The following is a 20046-nucleotide window of genomic DNA, read 5'->3' on the forward strand; positions in this document are numbered from 1 at the left end:
TAAAAATTCATTGTAATTTTAAATAAATAATATTGAATATAATTCATACAAGGTAATTATTTTTTTTAGTTTTCCAAAACTTAACAACTGCATGTATTTCTTCATCTTGTACATACGCTCCATGCACTCTAATCAACATAGAAGAATTAGCAGGTAAGTATAACATATCTCCCATTCCTAATAAAGATTCAGCTCCAGATTGCCCAAGAATAGTACGAGAATCTATTTTGCTAGATACAGTAAAAGCCATACGAGCTGGGATATTTGCTTTAATTAATCCAGTTATTACATCTACTGAAGGTCTTTGCGTAGACAATATTAAATGAATTCCAGCTGCACGTGCTTTTTGAGTTAATCTAATAATTAATATTTCTATTTTTTTGTCAGTCATTAGCAAATCAGACAATTCATCTATAATAATCACAATATAAGGAAGTTTTTCAGTTGTTTTAAATAAAAATATATCACTTTTAATAGGATGTGATGTAGATATAATTTTTTTTATTTGATAATTATAATTTTCTAAATTTCGAACACCAAGTACAGACATCAATTTATACCGACGTTCCATTTCTTCAATACACCACTGTAATATAGGTCTAACATCTTGCATATCTGTAACTACTTCTTTTAAAAGATGTGGAATATTTGAGTATACTGATAATTCCAAAATTTTAGGATCGATCATAATAAAACGTACTTCTTCCGGAGTAGATTTATATAATATACTGATGATCATTGAATTAATTCCTATAGATTTTCCAGAACCAGTAGTGCCTGCAACCAATAAATGAGGCATATTTCTTAAATCCACAATCATAGGATGACCAAAAATATCCTTTCCTAATGCTAATGCTAATGGAGAATTCATATTTCGAAAACTACTTGAACTAATTATCTCTTTTAAATATACTACATCTCTATTAATATTAGGAATTTCTAATCCAATATATGGTGTACCAGGAATTATTTCTACTACCCGAACAGAATTTACAGATAAAGAACGAGCTAAATCACGCGATAAGCTAGAAATTTTAGATGATTTTATTCCAGAAGATAAATCTAATTCAAAAAAAGTAACTATTGGTCCTGAAGTAATTTTTATCACTTTTGCTTTAATACGATACTCTAACAATTTTTCTTCTATTAATTTAGCATTTTTTTTAAATTTGGAATAATTAATTGGTCTCTTTTTAGGATTAGATATTAAAAAATTTATATCAGGTAAAACTAAATATGTATTACTATTATATTTTTCAGGAACTAGGGTATTGTGAGAATGAATAACGTTAGTTTCAGATAAAACGTGTTCTTTAAAATTTGAATTAATAGACGGATTTTTTTTAAAATTATGATAATTATGTAAATTATTATTTAACTTATGATAATCTAACCCTAAAAAAGTTAGTTCTTTATTTTCATCTCTATTAGATGACACATAAGCATTTTTATAAGCAATTTTTTCTGAAAATTTGTTAATTTTAGTATCCAAATTTTTATGGTTATTACTGACACTATCAATTATATCTGTACATTTAGTATCATGATTAGAATGCTGTTGTTTGTTTTGATGAAAATTTACTAAAGATGAAGGTTGATTCAACTTACGTGCAGCTATATTTTGAGATTTTTTATTTGATATATTCCAATCTAAAAATGAATTATTAATTACAGAAGAAACCGAAACATCATTTTTAGGTATTAATGAATTTATTAATTGAACAAAATTAATATTTGTATGACAATACTTATCATATGACTGATTCATTTTATTTTTTTTACTAAAAAATTTTGAATATACAATATATTTTTTTAATAAAAAAATAAATGAAAATATACGAGAACGAAAAAACGCTTGTTGAATATTACTATCCTGGGTACTTATATACCCTGTAAATTTAATAAAAATAATATGTATAATATATATTATTTTTTTATACATTATTTTTATTAAATCTAAAAAATTTTGACCTAAAAGGCATATAAAAGCAATCATACAAATTAAACATAAACTAGAAATAACACAATATGATGAAAAATATTGAGAAACTGTAAGAACATCAAACAATATACTACCTACAACCCCTCCAGATGGAAAATAAAAAATATCATCAATAATAAATGCAGCCAACGTACAACATATTATCAAAAATATAAATATTGCTATTAATTCTAAAAAAAACGTAAAAATTGTGATTCTATTAGTTCTAAAGAAAACTTTCCATAAATTAAACAAAATAAATAATGGAATAACATAAGCTACTACCCCAAACATAAAAAATAAAAAATCAGAAATTTGAGCTCCTAATATACCTCCTACATTATTACAAATTAATTCATTATAATTGACAGATTGCATCCAACCAGGATCTGATGGATCAAAACTAAATAATATGATTGTTATATATAAAAATATAACACTTAAAATAATGATATATACCAATACCAAGCTAATCATTAAAATTATTTTTAATTAAATCTAACGTAAAATTTTTTAAAAACAAATTAATTTAATATTATATTAAACTAAGAACTACAATACTCAAATATAAATAAATATATTATATTTAAATATTATATTACGTATACTAACTATAATTTAAAAATTAGGTTTTTTATTATTTAATATTAATTAAATTAAATTTTAAAAAATTTATTATATATACCTTTATTAACATTACTCATCAAATATATTATCAATAGATAATACTTATATTTTTAATAAAACAAAAAAATATTTAATCACATAAAATATACTTTATGTATATACTAATGTTATACTAAAATGTAAATAAATAGTTCAATAGATAAAAAGGATTAAAAAGGAATATATCTATTATGCATAATAATAAAATTAAACATTGTAAATTACTTATATTAGGTTCTGGCCCGGCTGGATACACAGCAGCAATTTATTCTGCTCGTGCTAACTTAAATCCTGTATTAATTTCAGGATTAGAAATAGGTGGACAATTAAGTTCTACCTTGAACATAGAAAATTGGCCTGGAACTCCAGAAAATTTAACAGGACCTGACCTTATGAACCGAATGAAAGTTCATGCAATGAAATTCAATACTAAGATCATTAACGATAATATCATCAAAGTCAATTTTAAACAATATCCTTTTATACTATATGGCAATATAAATCAATATACATGTAATGCTCTAATCATAAGCACCGGAGGATATGCTAGAAATTTAGGTATACCTTCTGAAACAAAATATAAAGGAAAAGGTGTATCTTCATGCGCTACTTGTGATGGATTTTTTTTTAATAAAGAAGTTGTCGCAGTGATTGGAGGAGGTAATACCGCAGTAGAAGAGAGTTTATACTTATCAAATATCGCTAGTACAGTACACCTGATACACAGGCGTTCTCAATTTACGGCAGAAAAAATACTAATTAATAGATTAATGGAAAAAGTACAAACACAAAACATTGTATTGCATACTAATTGTATTGTAAAAGAGATATTAGGTAACAATTTAGGAGTAACCGGATTGCTTATAAAAAATACAGTACTTCTACAAAAGTATACTCTTGATCTAAAAGGAGTATTTGTTGCAATTGGATATCAACCAAATACTAATATTTTTAGCCATCAATTATCATTAAACAATAATGGATATATTTGCGTAAACCTTGAAAATAATAGTAATGGAAGCTCTACTGCTACTTCCGTATCTGGCATATTTGCAGCAGGAGACGTCATGGATTATACTTATCGACAAGCAATTACTGCTGCAGGAACAGGGTGCATGGCTGCGATAGATGCAGAAAAATTTTTATCTACTATACAAACTCACTAATTTAATTAAATTAAGTAAATTTTAAAATAAAAAATACATTTTTTATATAAAAATGTATAATCATTAAATTATTTATAGTACAACTAGATAATTTTTACTATTATAAAAAGAGAATTTTATGATAAAAGAAGATAATATCGAAATGAATGGTACTGTATTAGATACTTTACCTAATACCATGTTCAAGGTACGCTTAGAAAATGGTCATATAGTTATGGCTCATATTTCTGGGAAAATTAGAAAAAATTATATTAGAATTCTAACTGGAGACAAAGTTACTGTAGAATTAACTCCATATGATTTAAGTAAAGGACGCATTACTTTTCGTAGCAGATAATAACTAATTCATTTTATAATATAACTTCTGCTTTAATCCACCAAGTTCGGCCTGGCTCATAAACAGGTTTTTCATGATTTCTTTCAAATAAATTGTAATTATTTATTGTATTGATTACATGTTCTCTGTACACTTTATTAAATAAATTATCAACACCAATACTATATGTGTAATAATTAAGCATCTTCCATGATAAATATGCAGACAATACTCCAAAACCAGCGGTATTTACTGTATTAATGTGGTTCTTTGATAAAGAATTATGTGGAAAATAACAAAAAACAGGAAAAAACCTTTCTATATATTGTGATGAAGATACTAATCTCCATGATATTCCTAAATTATAATTTTGTTTTTTAAATTTACATATAAGTTTGCCTTCTAAAGGAGGTATTGTTGGTAATATATGATTATTATCTGAATTAACTCCCCAAGACCATGATACATTACTCTCTCCATACCAATAATCACCAAATTTACAACTTAATCCCATTTCAGCTCCGCATATATTAGCGCTTACGTTATTTATATTACAATGATTAATTATGTTTCTTGAAATTGATGCAATATCATCACTACTACTATTATTATAATTATAACAAATAAAATCTTTTATATGTCCAATATAAGATGTTACCCATCCATTTATTTTTGATTTTTGAAAATGGGCGCCTATATCCATTTGTAAAGTTTTTTCAGGTTTTAATTGAAAAAAAACCAAATTCTTCTTTTCTATATCATTTGAATTAAATTTATTTAATAAAATTTCCCAATAATCAGGTAGACGTTGACATATGCCTGCGCCAAAATAATACGATAAAGAAGGATATACAATACTCTCATATCGTATAAACCCAGCCGGATATGTAATATTATTTTTATAAAAAACATTATTATACTTATCATATACATCCATAATGCTGTGTTCTATTCTAATTCCTCCAATAATTTTTTTATTTGATAACATATACAAAACAAATTCATTAAATATTCCTGCATCTAAAGAATAATTATCTATTTTTGAATCAGAACAAAATTTATTATTTTTTTTATGTTGATTGATTTGAATATCAATACCACTATAAGATTGAAAATTCCTCCATTGACATGTAATAAGACCTCGAGATCCCCATAAAGATCGTTCTACATCATTAATGTCAGTATTAGATTCATCAGTACCACAACAACAATATTTTTTTGAAAGGGATGTCGTTAACATTGATAAATTCTTTATCTCAGAACAAGTAGAATTAACCATAATATGATGTATATGATGGTGCCAAGATTGAATTTCTATCGTATTCAAAACATCACTAATATCTGAAGTTTCTATTTTTAATCCATAACTTTCTCTAGCAAAACATAACCCATCCATATCTTTATTTGAATAATCTGCATTAGCATTTCCTTGCCCTAAATTAATATCTAAAAATGTATTGGATTTTAAATTTAATGATAAAACAGTATCCGCATTCCATTTATACCAAGAAGAATGAACCTGAAAATTATTACCATCATAATAATCTCCAGAATAATTACAATTACCTATTAATCTGACATATCCATATTGATTCCCAAATATACTATCTATATTTCTATATACACTATCATTTGATCCAATTATTACATTACTACGCGTTTTAATTTGCGATGAATTAAAATAAGGATGATAACGTTGAAATCGTAATATCCCTCCTGCAGTCACTGGTCCCCATAATACTGTTTGAGGTCCTTTAATAATATTTAAAATGTCAAAAGTTTCTGGATCAATATAAGCCGTGGAAGGATCCATACGAGAACAACACGCTCCAATCATTTCATTAGTATCTGTTAACACTCGTATTTTAGATCCAATCATACCTCTAAATATAAAATCATTATTAGTGCCTCCATTACGAATTATAGAAAATCCTGGAATAGTTTTTAAATAATCTACAGAATCGCTCATACATGAAGAATATTGTGACAACTTTATAGAATCAGATACAGAAGAAGAAATAAATGAAGTGTTTATATCAGCAGTAACAGTAATTATTTTATCATTACTTCTCTCTAACTCAGAAAAAGAAGACAATTTATTTTCATTAGATACAGAAAACAAATCGTTTTTAGATGAATCATTTGATTTATCATTACCATTAGCATCATTAATTAAATATAAAATAAACACACATATTATAATAAAATGAATTATTTCTTTTCTAAAAAAAATAGATATATACTTGAATAACATTATATATCCTTTTTGTATAATCACAATCACTAAATTATATACAATAATCTATTAAAATTTTAAAAATATTATTATTAACTCTATAATAGTCATTGTATCACAATATTTATCTTATTAAAAGATCATCTTGATGATATATCATTAATATTATATATTTGTAATTTTTTCAAAAATGCGATAATATACACTAGATTTTTAAAATATCTTGTTGTATTCTTTTAGACAATTTTATTTTTACTAAATAATAAATATAATTTTTATGTATCTATGTTATTAAAAATAATAATAATACAAATGAGTCGTTTATGTATATATACATAAATTTGCTTATTTGTGTGTAATATGAGAATTTGTTAAATGAAATATATTATTCATTCAAATGTAACTTTTGATACAGCAGAATATATATTAAAATCAACTCATGATAATACTAATTTAATAAAATTATCTAATTCTGCTGGTCGAATCCTGGAAGAATTAATTAAAAATCGTAATACTGGAACTCCAGTAACTCGAGAACATTTATTTACAGTTGTTTGGAAATCATATGGTTTGGAACCATCACATGGAAATTTAAATCAACAAATTAGTCTAATAAGAAAAAATTTAGTTTCTTTTGGTTTAGATTCATCCTCTATTTTAACAATCCCTAAACGCGGATTAAAATTAAATAGTAAACTAATAATACAAAAAATACAGAATAAACCAGAAAACAATTGTCTTCCTACAAATCAATCAGCTCATTATGATATTTCAAATACTAATAATAATAACAATATAACATCACATAATTCCATTAACACACTACACACTAAAACTTATATTAAATATATTATTACTTTAATAATTACATTATTTTTTATATTTACTATAGGTTTTATATACTTGTATAATCAAACTAATAACATTAAATTATATTGTTTTAAAGAAATAAATCCATGTGATATTTGTACTTTTTCTATTATATCAGAATTTGAATTTAATGATTTCGCTTTATTATAATTGAATAACAAATTTTAAATACATGATTTTATAACGTTAAAAATATTCAGTTACTATACACCAAAAATTAATATATCACACAACACTTGTCATGTTTATTAACATACTTGAAAAGTTTTTGCTAATTCATTTTAAAATCTTAATATATGTATACAATCCACCTCATTAATACACAACATATATGATTATATTATCATATAATATACTAATTTTTAGTGCAACTTTTATTATTTAATAACATAAACAGAATTAACTTTAAGTAAATAACGATAAGCTTGATCAGAAGGATGATGATATTGAATATATTGACAGAACTGTTCTGGATTAAGTTTATTGATGTTTTTTATGGCTTGAATTTTGTCTACTGTAGAAAAAATTTTTAACAATGCTCCTAATCCATTTACATATGCTACTATTATAGCATACTGCCTAGTTTGCAAATTCACTATACCTTCTAATTGAGTTTGTAATATAAATAAATAAGCAGTACCTAATTCAATATTAATAATAGCATTTTTTAATTCTAAAGTACTAGGTTGTCCAGTCCATCCTTTTAAACGATATGCATCTTTACCAGCAGTATCAGCCTTAATTTGCATTAATCCAACAGCATTAGATTTGCTAATAACATTTGGATTATAATTTGATTCTACTTGAATAATAGCTTTTATTAACGATGCATCTACTCCGTAAGATTTAGAATAATGATTTATATATCCATCATACATTCCCGATGAACATATTTGTTTTTTTGAATAAAAATAATTTTCTTTCTGATTTAACATAGATAAAGCACCTTTATTATTGTGAATATAATTTGATTTAATTATACAACCAGTCATTATTATCAAAATAATAAAATATACTAAATATGATTTCATCTTTACATATATATATTTGAAATTCTGATTAATTGAGTATCATCAATACTAATTTTACTATAAAAATAATATAATTAATCAATTAATATAGTGTTACAATCAAAAATCTTAATTAATATTTTATTTTGTCATTTTCTATGCAATAAAAACTAATTTTATCTTTTACATAAGAAATACAATTACAAATAATATGCAATAATGCATATTATTTTAATATTAATAAAAAATAATTTAATAGATATTAAAAAATAAATTCTTAACAATTATGACAATTATATAAAACAATTAAATAAAAAAGAATATTTTTTTAAATACTTATTTATAATTCATTCAACAGTAATATAAAAAATCTAAAAATATTTATTACAATAACTAAATACATTAGTTATTTTATATCATACTTGTCAAACAAGTAATTTTATTATGTTATATAGAATTTTATGCAAATAATATATAATCAATAATAAGTCATTTAAAATATTTACATGTTACAATATATAAATTTGCAAATACCTTAAATTTTATCAATTAGCTATTTTAAAAAATATTATATAATATTGTATATCTTATGAAAAAAGTTATTGTAGCTATATCTGGAGGCGTAGATTCATCAGTATCAGCTTGGTTATTAAAAAAAAAAGGATATACAGTTGAAGGATTATTTATGAAAAACTGGGAACATGATGATTCTCAAGAATATTGCTCATCAAAATTTGATTTGTTAGATGCAAAATCTGTTTGCAATACTCTAAAAATCCCCTTGCATACTGTAAATTTTGCACAAGAATACTGGAATAATGTATTTAAAATATTTCTAAAATCATATAATATTGGACTTACACCGAATCCAGATATTTTATGCAACAAAGAAATTAAATTTAAATATTTTTTGGAATTTGCTCTTGAAGATTTAAAGGCAGATTTTATAGCAACTGGACATTATGTACGCTGTATGCGTTTCAATGAAAAAATTAGATTAATGAAAGGAATTGATCTTAATAAAGATCAAAGTTATTTTTTATACACTCTTACTCAACAACAGCTTAAACAGTGTTTATTTCCTATAGGAAACTTCACAAAATCAACAGTTAGAAATATCGCCAAACAATTAAATTTAATTACAGCTAATAAAAAAGATTCAACGGGGATTTGCTTTATTGGAAAACGTAATTTTAAAAAATTTCTTAGTAATTATATACCAATACAATCAGGACCTATAGTAAATATAGATGGATATAAAATTGGAACTCATCAAGGTGTTCCATTTTATACAATAGGACAAAGAAAAGGATTAAACATAGGAGGAATAAAAAATAATAATGGAAAACCATGGTATGTAGTAGAAAAAAAAATTAAAAGTAATTTATTAATTGTAGCTCAAGGAATCAATCATCCATGCCTTATGTCCAATCAATTTATTGTACAACAAGTATCTTGGATAGAAGAAGATGCATTAACATCACCTTTGCAATGTCTTGTTAAAACTAGATATCGTCAACCAGACGCAAAATGCTGTATATATCCTATATCAAGAAATATTTTAAAGATTATTTTAAAATATCCCATGGCAGCAATTACTCCTGGGCAATCGGCAGTATTTTATTTAAAAAAACGTTGCTTAGGAGGAGGAATAATTACAAAAAGATTTCCTTTAATGCGTACACATATATTCAATGATTAATTAATATTAGTCATTGAATAGTATACAAATTAGAACTAATTTAAATTTTTATAAAATAATAGGTGTATTAATGATAGAATATTCTCCTTTAACTGCAATATCTCCAATTGATGGACGTTATTATGATCTTACTTATCCATTAAAAAAGATTTTTAGTGAATTTGGACTATTAAAATCTCGAGTGAAAGTTGAAATTTTATGGTTACAAAAAATATCGAATACAAAAGAAATTATAGAAGTTCCTGTATTTACTAACATTGAACGTAACTTTTTAAACAATTTAGTTATTAACTTTAGCATTACAGATGCAGAAAATATAAAAAAAATAGAAAAAAGCACACATCATGATTTAAAATCCATAGAATATTTTTTAAAAAAAAAAATTAATGAGTTTCCCAGATTAAAAAAAAAAGTAAATGAATTCATTCATTTTGCTTGTACATCAGAAGATATCAATAATCTTGCATACGGATTAATGTTAATTCGTACTAAAAATACAATTATATTACCAATATGGAAAAAAATTATTAATTCAATAAAACAATTAAGTATTTATTATAAAGATATTCCAATACTCTCTAGAACACATGGACAACCAGCTAGCCCATCTACTATGGGAAAGGAAATGGCTAACATAGCATATCGATTAATTCGACAATATCATCAATTACAATCAATTAAAATTTTAGGAAAAATAAATGGAGCAGTAGGAAATTATAATGCTCATGTTATGGCATATCCACATGTAAATTGGAGACGATTTGATGAAGAATTTGTTACATCTTTAGGAATATCATGGAATCCATATACAACACAAATAGAACCACATGACTATATTGCTGAAATATCTGATTGTATTGCTCGTTTTAATACTATTTTAATAAACTTTAACCAAAATGTATGGGGATATATTTCTTTAAATTATTTTACTCAAAAATATAAAAATACTGAAATAGGATCATCCACTATGCCTCATAAAATTAATCCCATAAATTTCGAAAACTCTGAAGGAAATTTGGGTTTATCTAATGCTATATTAAAACATTTCTCTGCAAAATTACCTATATCTCGTTGGCAACGAGATTTAAGCGACTCTACTGTTTTAAGAAATTTAGGAGTAGCTGTAGGATATGCGTTAATTGCTTACCAAAATGCATTAAAAGGAATAGAAAAATTAGAAATTAATAATACATATCTATCTCAAGACTTAAACAAAAATTGGGTGATATTAAGTGAAGCACTACAAACAATAATGAGAAAATATAATATTAATAATGCATATGAACGTACAAAAGACTTTATTTTTAATACAAATATAAATGCTAATTCAATAAAAGTATTTATTGAATCACTACCGTTGCCAATATCAGAAAAAATAAAACTTCAAAAAATTACTCCATCCGAGTATATCGGGTTAGCTTCTAATTTAGCATCAGATATAGAAAAAATAGAATAATAAAATCAAAACAATACTATTGCAGTTATAAATAACACGATAATAATAATTGTTAAAATAACTTTTTTGTAAAAAACTTATATAATTGTTTATTTGACTATTTTAATACTTGAGATAAATTGATCTTTTTCGCTTTTAATGATCCATACCAACTAATCAATAATCCTGATAACAAAGCTACACCTAATACTAAACATATATCTAATATATGAAGTCTCATTGGTAAAAAATCAATAAAATAAACCGATTTATAATCAATGTTAATATTAAATAAATTAACGCATTTATCGCTAATATTATTCAAATTTACAGAAATTAATATTCCTAAAATCACTCCAAAAACACTAGAAATGCAATAAATAATAAATCCATACCATAAAAATATATATTGAATTAAAACAATTCGAGCTCCTAATGCTCTTAACACAGCAATATCATAATTTTTATGTTTTATTAATAAAATAAATATGGTAATTACACTAAAACAAGAAATTCCTATAATTAACATTATAGATAAATATATAATTACACGAATTATTTGAATATCATGATAAATATAACCATACATATCCATCCAATTATATATTTTCACATTTTTATTTATTAAGGATTTCATATTTTTTACTATTTCTTTCACCCGAAATACATTATTTACTGAAAATTCTATTCCATCTACATCTAATCTATTATTACAATAATTTTGGGCATCTAACAAAGATATAAGGGCCAAATTATTATCTAATTGGCTATGTAGTTTTAATATTCCAGATACTTGTAAATTTATTTTCTTAGGTGGCAATACTAATTTCTTATTACTTAGATTAAAGTTATCAGCTAATAAAACAGTAACCCAATCACCTGCTTTAATATCTAGTTCATTTGATACTCCCTGTCCTATAATAATTTGATTCTTATTTTCACAAAAATATTTCCAAGAATTTTTTTCTATAAAATAGGTAAATTTATGATTATACATATTCACATTATCTACCAAATTTATACTCTTTATATAAACTAAGTGCCATTTATTATGAAACTCAATAATTCCAGAGAGTCGAATATAAGGGTTTACATTAATAACATTAGGTATTTTTATTATACGCGCTAATATTTCCTTCCACTCTATAAACGAATTATCGTTTGCTGAAACAATTTCTCCATGGGGAATAATTGATAAAATACGCCTACTTAATTCATACTCAAAACCGTTAATTATACTTAAAACAATTATAGATGCAGCAATACTTATAGTTATGATAATAATAGAAATCAAAGATACTAAACTGGTTAAAATATTTTGTTTAAAATTTTGATAAAAACGTAATGCAATTCTTACAGAAAATAACATATGCTTAAATACACTTCCAAAAACAAAAAAAATCATTTTGTATATTGTTTTAATACTCCATTCGCTATTATATAAATTTTATGGCATCTTCGAGCCAAATTTAAGTCATGAGTTGCTATAATAAAAGTTGTTTTATAATTTAAATTCAATTTTTCTAATAGATTAAAAAACTTATCTGAATTTTTTTGATCTAAATTTCCGGTAGGTTCATCTGCTAAAACCAAAACAGGGTTATTAATAACAGACCGTATTATCGCGACTCTTTGACTTTCTCCGCCAGATAATTCATGAGGATAATGATGATTACGCTCATGTAATCCAACTAATTCTAATAAAAATTGAGCTTTTTTTTTAGCTATATTTAATTTCATTCCTCCAATCAATAACGGCATTGCAACATTTTCTAAAACAGAAAAATCTGATAATAAATGATGAAACTGATATATAAATCCCATCCGTTTATTCCGTATAAACGAACAGTCTTTATCAGATAATTTATTTAACGCACTTCCTTCAAAAAAAACATCACCTGAATTGGGTTTATCTAAGCCTCCCATTAAATGCAATAAAGTGCTCTTTCCTGATCCAGATTCGCCTATTATAGCAATAATTTCATTATATTTAACAGCAATAGTAATACAATTTAATACTTTTATTGAAAAATTAGAGTATTTATAATATTTTACTAACTGTGTACAATTTAATAATAGTGAAGAAATAATACTACAATCCCTTTTAACCATGACGTAACACCTGAATTGAATGAATAGATGATATTTTCCAAGCAGGAAACAATATTATTAATATAATTAAAATATAAATTATTATACTTATACTGAATATTTGAACATACTGTATTTCTATAGGAAAATGTATTTTTTGAAAAACATCAAAAAAAGATAATATTGGATTTAAACTTTTAGCAAATAATACTCCCATACCAATTCCTAATATTATTCCTATAATACTATTACTCATCCCTTGTATAATAAATAATATCAAAACTTGATTTCGATTAAATCCATATGTTTGTAATATTGCTATTTCTTTTTGTTTTTCTGTTATTAATAAAACTAAAAATGACACGATATTGCATCCAGATATAATTGTTATTAAAATGAATAAAAAAGACATTACATTTTTTTCTATTTTTATAGCTTGAAATAATGATCCATTATATTCACGCCAATCTGTCCAAATCCAATCTTTAGGAATATTTAAATGATTAAATTTATCAAGTTTACATGGGTTATGTACCCATATCCTCCAACCTGTAATACATTGATTAGGATAATTCATTAAAGCTGCCGCATCATCTTTATGAATTAATACTTTAGGAGAACTAAATTCTTCATTGTTAATAAAATAAATATCTGATATTGTAAATAATCGTTGACTAGGAAAATATCCAACAGGGGTAGGGCGTGTGACAGATGGAACAATAACGCGAATTTGATCATTAATATTAACTGATAATTTTCTAGCTAATTCTGATCCAATAATAATATTGTACTTTCCAGCAACCAATTTATTTATATTATTATAAATTAAGTATTTAGATAACGGTTCAAAATGATTAGGATCAACCCCAAACATCATCCCTAACGATATATCTTTAAAACTTTGTAACATTATATTAGAAATAACTAATGGTTTATAATATTCTATATTATTTGATACCTCATGAAATAAAAAATTAGGGAAATTTTCTATATGCATGTACCCTTTAGAGGAAGTAATTAAAATATGAGGGGTAAAATATAAAAGATTTTTTTTTAGTTCATGTTCAAATCCATTCATCACAGACAATATTGTGATCATTATTGTTAAACTTAACATGATAAAGATACTAGAAATCCAATAAATGCATTGACTAAACTGGCTTATTGTTTTTCCACATATATACCGTAATGCAATAAACCATATTATTGAAATATTCATACTATTTTTATCTAAAATTATCTAATTTAAACAAATTACTTTAATAATATAAAGATACTAAAATATTCAATTTATAAAATTTTTATCATCACAATTATTTAATTTATTATAAATAAATATTAAAAATAACTATATTTATCATTTAGTTTTGTATTAACAACACATATAATTTCACCAGTTCTGGATGTTAATAATTGCAATTCTATATTAAGCTCTTTTAAATCTCCATAAATATTACCATAAATTATATAATCAGCCTTTAGATAATGTGCTATTTTTAAGGAATACTCATAAGAATTAAAAATATCTTCGGAAGAAATTTCTAGTTCTCGGTACACATGATGTAATTCATCTAAACTTATGACAGTATATGTATTATTATTTTTTAAAATTAAGTCAATTAAAATATTTGTAATTTTTGTCGTTTGCAATGTATGACTATTACTATTGTTTTTAAAAATATTTACTAAAACAGAACTATGTTCAGGAATATTTTTTTTAAAAAAAGATACATCTTGCAACATTGTATATAAAATAATTTTCCAATTTATTATCCTTGTATTATCAGAAATATTACTAAATAACTCTTCTGCTAATATTTTAGTAACAGTTTCAGTAAATATATTATTAATACATACACTTAGGTCAATTAAAAAAACTAAAACAATAACAACCCCAACATTTATTCCCATTTATCTAATAACATATCTTTATAAAATTTCTACGATATTTTATTAAAAATTTATTTTAATAAAATATTACACAAAATAACTTATTTGCATCCATAATTAATAATTACTATACGCAATACAGTACAAAAATCATTTATTTATATTAATAATCTTTATGTAATAAAGGGCCAAGTAATTTACCACCTAACAAATGCATATGTAAATGATAAATTTCCTGACCAGCATTTTTGTTACAATTCACTATTAACCTATATCCTGAAATATCTATATTTTTTTGTATTGCTATTTTTGATGCCACTAAAAATAATCTACCTAAGGTTATTTCATGTTCATTTGTAACATCGTTAACAGTTGGAATTAATATATTTGGAACAATCAAAATATGAACAGGAGCTTGTGGATATAAATCATAAAATGCAGTAACTAAATCATCTTGATATACAAGATCAACTTTAATATTTTTTTGAATAATATCTATAAATGGGTTCTTTTTTTTCATTGATTTCCTTTATGAAATATAATCACTTTATATAGTACGAAATTATATATAATTTCGTACTACAATTTAATTTTATTATGATATATGTCATAATGTAATTTGAAATAATTTACAAAAATTCGATGTAGTAGTAGATGCTATTTCATCTAAAGTAATTTTTTTGATATCAGAAATATATTTGGCAATATCATATACATAAGCAGGTTGATTTTCTTGACCTCTATGTGGAACAGGGGTAAGATAAGGTGAATCTGTTTCCAATAGCATTCTATCTGTTGGTATATATCGAATGACCTTTTTAAAACTATCAAAATTTTTAAATGTTATCATTCCAGAAAAAGATATATAAAAATTCATATTTAACAAAATTTTAGCAACATATGTATTTTCACAAAAACAATGAAGTACTCCTTTACATTTATTAGCACCTTCTTCATTCAATAAAACTAAAATATCTTCAATAGCATTACGACTATGTATAACAAGAGGTTTATTTAAAGTTTTAGCAATATCTATATGTTGACAAAATATTTCTTTTTGTACATTTCTATTATTCATTTTATAATAATCTAATCCAGTTTCTCCAATAGCTACTACACTTGTACTAGAAGCATAATCATATAATTTATTAAAATCTATTTTATTAGTGATATTAGATATATTAAGTGGATGAACTCCACAGGAAAATACAACATCTTTTCTAAATCCAATCAATTCTGTCATACCTTCGTAATCCTCTAAATCAGTACTCACTGATAAAACTAATTTTACTCCTTTTTGATATGCTTTGTTTAAAACATCTGTTACATCCTGATGAATATTTGTATAGTTTAATTTATTAAGATGGCAATGAGAATCAATTAAAAACATAATATTACACACTCCATAATTGAAAATAAGGCTCTGTTATACCTTGTTCCCAGTTTAATAAACGACAAGTTAATAACAATTTATAATTAATATTATCAAATTTTTTAAAATAATAAAACAAGGTTAACCATTGTGTTAATTGATCAAGTAAATAGAATTTATTCCACTTCATAGATATAGTATAAATTAATGGTAATTGGTCTAAATTCATAAAAAACTTTTCTTTAATCTCTTGTTGTTGTTTTAATGAATCCAAAAGTAAAGTTATTAACCAACACACAGACATATCTATATACCCTTCTACACTTAAAGGTAATAAAAGTTGTAAAAAATTTTTATTTTTAATAACAACATTATTAAGGATTTTACACAATTCTAAACGACAATTCCATATATTTACTTTCAACATACGTTCAGCTAATATAGGAGATCCGTAATTCAGTCTTAGTGCAGTTTTAATTGACACGATATCATTATTATTACTTACATTTTTGTGTTTTATTAACCACTCTAATCCTAATTTTTCTTCAGGTGGAGAAACAAACCATTTTATACATCGACTTCTTATAGTTAAAGCGATATGCATGTATTCTCTAGTCTTTAAAATAAAATAAGTATTAAAAGGGGGTTCTTCTATAACTTTAAGAAGTAAATGTATAGATTCATCATTTAAATGTTCTATATATTTTATATAAATAATTTTTACTCCACTATATGTAGTATTTTTATAAAGAGAATTTATACACATTTTTATTAAATTTGAATTTATAGATTGAGAATTATTTTTTAAATATAATTGATAATAATTAGGATATTGATTGGTGTTCATTAAATAACAATGATGACAAACATCACAAAACTTCATATTATGAGGATTTTTGCAAATTAACCAACGAGCAAGACAATCAATTAATATATCTTCTCCATTATTCCATTTACTGCTAAATAGTAATGCATGATGGCCCTTTCTAAGATAGTAAGAATTTAAAATTTGATAATAAGTAGTTTTTAACCATGGATAATTTAATATAATCATATTAAATTATGTTGAGAATCAACTAACCATATATCTAAATACTGACAAATAGACTTAAATACTGTTTCTAAACTTTGATTAGCGTTAATTGTAATAATATTTTTTTGAATATCAGCAGCTTTTTTGTAATAATTACGCACTTTATGAAAAAAATTTAGAGATTCTAATTCAATACGATCTAATTTATCTCTTTTTTTTATACGTAAAAAACAAACTTCTGGAGCAATATCGAGATAAAATATTAATTTTGGAGATAAAAAATCACTATCTATTACATTTCGAGATAAAAAACGTAACAAAAATTCATCAATTCCACGACCTCCACCTTGATATGCAAAAGAAGATAAATCACATCTATCTCCAATAACCCAATTTCCTTTCAGCAAAGCTGGCTTTATAATATTTTCTAATAATTGAGAACGCGCAGCATATAACATTAACACTTCTGAAATATTAGTAATAGATTCATTTATAGCATTATCTTTAATTAATGCTCGTAATGTATCTGAAACTTTTGTACCTCCTGGTTCATGTGTAGTTATGATATCAGTAATATTATAATGATCATTAAAATATTTGACTAATTTATTAACAATAGTTGTTTTACCTGATCCATCTAATCCCTCAACCACAATAAATTTACTATTCATATTATATCAAATCAAAAATTTATAATTATTATAACTTTATAAAATAAAAAATCTCTTTAAATTTAAATGTTTTAATACACACTTTATAATCAATTGATTACACTAAAATAATTTAGTATATAAAAACCTTCTCAAAATATTCATACAATAAATATCATTAATTTATTATCAATATTTACATAAAAATATACAACCGAAATATCATAAAATAATTAATTTACTATATGAAGTTTTAGTAAATTTAATAATGTTTTGTCTGAATAACAATAATTATTAATAGTATTAACAGAAGCTATCGGCAATAAAGAATTAGTAATAAAAATTTCATCCATTTCCTTCAAATGTTCTATTCCTACCATTACTTCTCGCGCAAAATAACCCAATTTAGGTAATAATTTTAATACTAATTGCCTAATTACTCCATTTACTCCAGAATGATATAAACAAGGGGTAAACACTTTATCTTTTTTACGCCAAAAAATATTAGAATTACAACATTCAATAATGTTATTTTCAGTATCTAATACCAAAGCTTCATCAACTCTTGGCTTATTATTATATATTTCTGATGAAATTAAGACTTGCTCTAGACGATTTAAGTGTTTAATTCCAGAAAACATTGAATTACGAGCTAATCGTATTGGGCTAATTTTTAAGCACACACCAGAATCATATAACTTCTTATAATATTTAGGAAATGGAACAACGCGAATAATACGTAAGACTTCTGATTTATCATCACATCTATATCCGTGAATTTTTCTATCATGATTTATTCGACTTATAATAACTTTTATTATTCCTTGTGTACTATAATCAGCTACTTTCACAATTTCTGCATATAAAAGATTAAAATCTATATTATTAAACATTAATCGTCGAGCTGATAAAATTAATCTATCCATATGGTAATTAAGCCATTTTACCTTTCCATTTTGAATCTGAGAAGTTGTAAAAAACCCATCTCCAAAATGCAAAGCACGATTATCCAGCGATATATTTTTCTTTAAACTTCCATTAACCCAATACATTATGTAAATAAATAATATTAATATAAAAGTAAATATCAAACATAAAACAATGTGCTTTATTTATATCATTTAATTTAAATACATTATTAAAATATCTTTTTTATTACAAATAAGTATTAATAAAAAATACAGATTAATATCTTAATGCACTAATATACAAAATAATAAAAAATTCAAAAAAACATTTACATATTTAATTCTTAAAGAAAATAAGTAACTAATTCGTTCAAATACACACAGTGTTTTCATCAAGAAAAATAATATTATTATATGCACATCAAAATTTGTAGTTTCATTAAACTATCTTATTTTTATTAAGATTAATAAAGTCTATAGCTGATTGAACAGTAGTAATTTTTTCTGCTTCTTCATCTGGAATTTCTAGATTAAACTCTTCCTCTAGTGCCATCACTAATTCCACAGTATCCAATGAATCTGCTCCTAAATCTTCAATGAATGAAGCATGATTAACCACCTCTTCTTTTTTTACTCCCAATTGTTCAGCAATTATAGTTTTTACTTTTTCTGCAACAGTGCTCATACTAATTATCCCATTAAATTATATCACAGTCATAT

The 20046-nt window shown here is 24.1% G+C and carries 18 protein-coding genes; 5 read left to right on the forward strand and 13 right to left on the reverse strand.

Annotated elements, in window-relative coordinates:
* Positions 1–43: 43 nt before the first annotated feature.
* A complete protein-coding gene (locus tag Bfest607_RS01960) occupies positions 44–2458 on the reverse strand; it encodes a DNA translocase FtsK (RefSeq protein WP_500838079.1) in 2415 nt (804 codons plus the stop codon).
* A 380-nt stretch (positions 2459–2838) separates the two neighbouring features.
* Between Bfest607_RS01960 and trxB the strand changes: the two genes are divergently transcribed.
* Both trxB and infA read left to right on the forward strand, forming a co-directional pair.
* Entirely contained in the window at positions 2839–3813 is a 975-nt protein-coding gene (trxB, locus tag Bfest607_RS01965) for a thioredoxin-disulfide reductase (RefSeq protein WP_500838080.1), read from the forward strand.
* Between the two features lie 118 nt (positions 3814–3931).
* On the forward strand, positions 3932–4150 hold the full coding sequence (gene infA / locus Bfest607_RS01970) for a translation initiation factor IF-1 (protein ID WP_500838081.1): 219 nt from the start codon (positions 3932–3934) through the stop codon (positions 4148–4150).
* Between the two features lie 13 nt (positions 4151–4163).
* Here the strand turns inward: infA and Bfest607_RS01975 are convergent, their stop codons facing one another.
* Positions 4164–6320, reverse strand: coding sequence for a TonB-dependent receptor domain-containing protein (locus tag Bfest607_RS01975; protein WP_500838082.1), 2157 nt, complete (start codon positions 6318–6320; stop codon positions 4164–4166).
* A gap of 420 nt (positions 6321–6740) precedes the next feature.
* Between Bfest607_RS01975 and Bfest607_RS01980 the strand changes: the two genes are divergently transcribed.
* Positions 6741–7385 carry a winged helix-turn-helix domain-containing protein gene (locus Bfest607_RS01980; protein ID WP_500838083.1) on the forward strand — a complete coding sequence of 215 codons (645 nt, stop codon included), beginning with the start codon at positions 6741–6743 and terminating at the stop codon, positions 7383–7385.
* A gap of 227 nt (positions 7386–7612) precedes the next feature.
* Here the strand turns inward: Bfest607_RS01980 and Bfest607_RS01985 are convergent, their stop codons facing one another.
* Positions 7613–8170, reverse strand: coding sequence for a transglycosylase SLT domain-containing protein (locus tag Bfest607_RS01985; RefSeq protein ID WP_500838587.1), 558 nt, complete (start codon positions 8168–8170; stop codon positions 7613–7615).
* A 664-nt stretch (positions 8171–8834) separates the two neighbouring features.
* Between Bfest607_RS01985 and mnmA the strand changes: the two genes are divergently transcribed.
* Positions 8835–9947: a tRNA 2-thiouridine(34) synthase MnmA gene (gene mnmA / locus Bfest607_RS01990; protein ID WP_500838084.1), complete on the forward strand. Its 1113-nt coding sequence runs from the start codon at positions 8835–8837 to the stop codon at positions 9945–9947.
* A 73-nt stretch (positions 9948–10020) separates the two neighbouring features.
* Positions 10021–11403, forward strand: a complete 1383-nt coding sequence (gene purB, locus Bfest607_RS01995) for an adenylosuccinate lyase (protein ID WP_500838588.1) — start codon at positions 10021–10023, stop codon at positions 11401–11403.
* A 97-nt stretch (positions 11404–11500) separates the two neighbouring features.
* Here the strand turns inward: purB and Bfest607_RS02000 are convergent, their stop codons facing one another.
* From Bfest607_RS02000 to acpP, 10 genes are all read right to left on the reverse strand, one after another.
* Positions 11501–12787, reverse strand: coding sequence for an FtsX-like permease family protein (locus Bfest607_RS02000; RefSeq protein ID WP_500838085.1), 1287 nt, complete (start codon positions 12785–12787; stop codon positions 11501–11503).
* On the reverse strand, positions 12784–13494 hold the full coding sequence (locus Bfest607_RS02005; RefSeq protein ID WP_500838086.1) for an ABC transporter ATP-binding protein: 711 nt from the start codon (positions 13492–13494) through the stop codon (positions 12784–12786). The genes Bfest607_RS02000 and Bfest607_RS02005 overlap by 4 nt, the downstream gene beginning before the upstream one ends.
* The gene (locus Bfest607_RS02010) at positions 13487–14692 is read right to left on the reverse strand and encodes an FtsX-like permease family protein (RefSeq protein WP_500838087.1); all 1206 of its coding nucleotides are present in this window, start codon (positions 14690–14692) and stop codon (positions 13487–13489) included. The genes Bfest607_RS02005 and Bfest607_RS02010 overlap by 8 nt, the downstream gene beginning before the upstream one ends.
* A 119-nt stretch (positions 14693–14811) precedes the next feature.
* Positions 14812–15384 carry an LpoB-related protein gene (locus Bfest607_RS02015; RefSeq protein ID WP_500838088.1) on the reverse strand — a complete coding sequence of 191 codons (573 nt, stop codon included), beginning with the start codon at positions 15382–15384 and terminating at the stop codon, positions 14812–14814.
* A 142-nt stretch (positions 15385–15526) separates the two neighbouring features.
* A complete protein-coding gene (locus Bfest607_RS02020; RefSeq protein ID WP_500838089.1) occupies positions 15527–15883 on the reverse strand; it encodes an HIT domain-containing protein in 357 nt (118 codons plus the stop codon).
* An 87-nt stretch (positions 15884–15970) separates the two neighbouring features.
* Entirely contained in the window at positions 15971–16753 is a 783-nt protein-coding gene (locus tag Bfest607_RS02025) for a YchF/TatD family DNA exonuclease (RefSeq protein WP_500838090.1), read from the reverse strand.
* Between the two features lie 4 nt (positions 16754–16757).
* Complete coding sequence (locus tag Bfest607_RS02030; RefSeq protein ID WP_500838091.1) at positions 16758–17789, reverse strand: DNA polymerase III delta subunit-related protein; 1032 nt, start codon at positions 17787–17789, stop codon at positions 16758–16760.
* On the reverse strand, positions 17786–18439 hold the full coding sequence (gene tmk / locus Bfest607_RS02035; RefSeq protein ID WP_500838092.1) for a dTMP kinase: 654 nt from the start codon (positions 18437–18439) through the stop codon (positions 17786–17788). The genes Bfest607_RS02030 and tmk overlap by 4 nt, the downstream gene beginning before the upstream one ends.
* A 212-nt stretch (positions 18440–18651) precedes the next feature.
* Positions 18652–19470 (reverse strand): aminodeoxychorismate lyase, encoded by an 819-nt coding sequence (gene pabC / locus Bfest607_RS02040; RefSeq protein WP_500838093.1) that lies wholly within the window; start codon positions 19468–19470, stop codon positions 18652–18654.
* 295 nt (positions 19471–19765) lie between these two features.
* Complete coding sequence (acpP, locus tag Bfest607_RS02045) at positions 19766–20011, reverse strand: acyl carrier protein (protein WP_500838094.1); 246 nt, start codon at positions 20009–20011, stop codon at positions 19766–19768.
* Positions 20012–20046 lie beyond the last annotated feature (35 nt).

The sequence above is a fragment of the Candidatus Blochmannia festinatus (nom. nud.) genome (assembly GCF_059936355.1).